Raw genomic sequence first — 2,082 nt, 5'->3', positions numbered from 1 at the left:
GGTCAGGGGCGGGGCCAGGGTCGTCCGGCGAGACGCTCGATGTCGTTGTTGAAGCGAGCCAGCATCGCGACGAAGGCCTCGACGTCCGCCGACGTCCAGTCCGCCATCACCGCCTCGAGCCCGCTGACATTGCCCGCCCGCTCGGCGCGCAGCCGGCGTCTCCCGTCGGCGGTGATCCGGAACTTCCTCGCCATGCCGCCGTCGGGGTCCGGGATACGTTCGACGAGAGCGGCATTCAATATCGCGGTGGTCTGCCGGCTGATGGTGGAGGTGTCCAGGCCGAACGCGTCACTGAGTTCGCCGACGGACAGCGGCCCGTCGATGTCGATCCGGCTGAGCAGCGCGTAGGCACTGCTGTCGAGGTGACCCTCGCCGCGCCGCGGGCGGGTGAGATGTCTGCCGAGCAGCATCGTCTCGAACTCCACCCGGTCCGTGGGCTTGTCCATTCCCGTCCCTCCGTCGATCGCGCTTGCCGGACAAAGTATCGCCTGTGCGGCACCGAACGATTTGCATCATGCAATAGATGTGTATCGTGCACCTCATGTGTATCGCGCATATCCGGCGCGGCCCGTGAACTCGAGGAGATCGCCCGTGTCAGGTCCGAGTCCCACCGTCAACCCGAACGGCCTGGTCGCCGTACTGGCGTTCACCGGCATCGTCGCCGCGCTGATGCAGACGCTGGTCGTCCCGCTGATCGCGGACCTCCCGCTGATCCTCGGCACCACCGCCTCGAACGCCTCCTGGATCATCACCGCGACACTGGTCGCGGGCGCGGTGTGCGTCCCGATCACCGGCCGGCTCGGCGACCTCTACGGCAAGCGTCGGATGCTGCTCGTCTGCACGGTGCCGCTGATCGCGGGTTCGGTGATGTGTGCCCTCGCGACGTCCGTGCTGCCGATGATCGCCGGCCGCGCCCTGCAGGGCATGGGCATGGGCCTGATCCCGATCGGCATCAGCGCCCTGCGTGACCTGGTGCCCAGGGAGAGGCTGAACTCGTCGATCGCACTGATGAGTGCGTCGATGGGCATCGGAGGCGCGCTCGGCCTGCCGATCGCCGCGGCCGTCACCCAGAACACCAGCTGGCGGGTGCTCTTCTGGGGCGCCGCCGTCCTCAGCGTCGTGATCGCGGGACTGATCTGGAAGGTCGTGCCCGCCACCCCGGTCGACCCCGACGCCGGCAGGTTCGATCCGGTCGGCGCAGTGGGACTCGGCATCGGCCTGGTGTGCCTGCTCCTCGGCGTGTCCAAGGGCGCGGTCTGGGGCTGGACCAGCGGAACCATCGTCGGCCTCTTCGTCGCCGCGATCGTCGTCCTGCTCGCCTGGGGTTGGTGGGAGCTGCACACCGGCGATCCGCTGGTCGACCTCCGGACCACCGCGCGGCCGCAGGTGTTGCTGACCAACGTCGCCGGCGTGGTCGTCGGCTTCGCGATGTACGCGCAGTCGCTGATCCTGCCGCAGCTGTTGCAGCTGCCCGAGTCCACCGGATTCGGCCTGGGACAGTCGATGCTGGCGATGGGCCTGTGGATGGCACCGGGCGGCCTGGTGATGATGGCCCTCTCCCCGGTCGGCGCCAAGCTCTCCTCGGCGCGTGGGCCCAAGGTGACTCTGTTCGTCGGCGCCCTGATCATCGCGATCGGCTACGCCTCGTCGATGCTGCTGATGGGCTCGGCCTGGGGCCTGATGATCGTCGCCGCCATCTGCGGTGCCGGCACCGGCTTTGCCTACGGTGCGATGCCGGCCCTGATCATGAGCGCGGTCCCGCACTCGGAGACGGCGTCTGCCAACGCCTTCAACACGCTCAGCCGGTCCATCGGCACGTCGATCGCGGCCGCCGTCGTCGGCCTCGTTCTCGCCCAGATGAGCGTCCGGTACGGCGACTACACGCTGCCCACCGAGAACGGTTTCCGGACCGGGTTGCTGATGGGCTGTGCGGTCGCGCTCGTCGCCGCCGCCGTCGCGCTGGCAATCCCCAACCGCCGCACCGCTCCCCCGGCACCACGGCCCGCAGCCGACGAGCCCGAGGCCCTGGCCCAGGTCTGACGGGTCACCCGCCCCGCGCCGAACCGTGCGTGATCGGTACCC

At 69.4% G+C, this 2,082-nt stretch carries 2 protein-coding genes; one reads left to right on the top strand and one right to left on the bottom strand.

The annotated features are described in order from the left end of the window. Positions 1-2: 2 nt before the first annotated feature. Positions 3-446, bottom strand: coding sequence for a MarR family winged helix-turn-helix transcriptional regulator (locus tag ACFXGJ_RS24350; RefSeq protein ID WP_378625840.1), 444 nt, complete (start codon positions 444-446; stop codon positions 3-5). A 145-nt stretch (positions 447-591) separates the two neighbouring features. Here ACFXGJ_RS24350 and ACFXGJ_RS24345 point away from each other — a divergent pair, with 145 nt between their 5' ends. Next, on the top strand, positions 592-2,040 hold the full coding sequence (locus tag ACFXGJ_RS24345; protein ID WP_378625839.1) for an MFS transporter: 1,449 nt from the start codon (positions 592-594) through the stop codon (positions 2,038-2,040). The last annotated feature ends 42 nt before the right edge of the window (positions 2,041-2,082 follow it).

Origin of the sequence: Rhodococcus sp. NPDC059234 (assembly GCF_042754225.1) — a bacterium.
Lineage (GTDB): Bacteria > Actinomycetota > Actinomycetes > Mycobacteriales > Mycobacteriaceae > Rhodococcus_G.
Note: the sequence above shows the minus strand (reverse complement) of the source record. Positions and strands in the feature narration are given on the sequence as shown.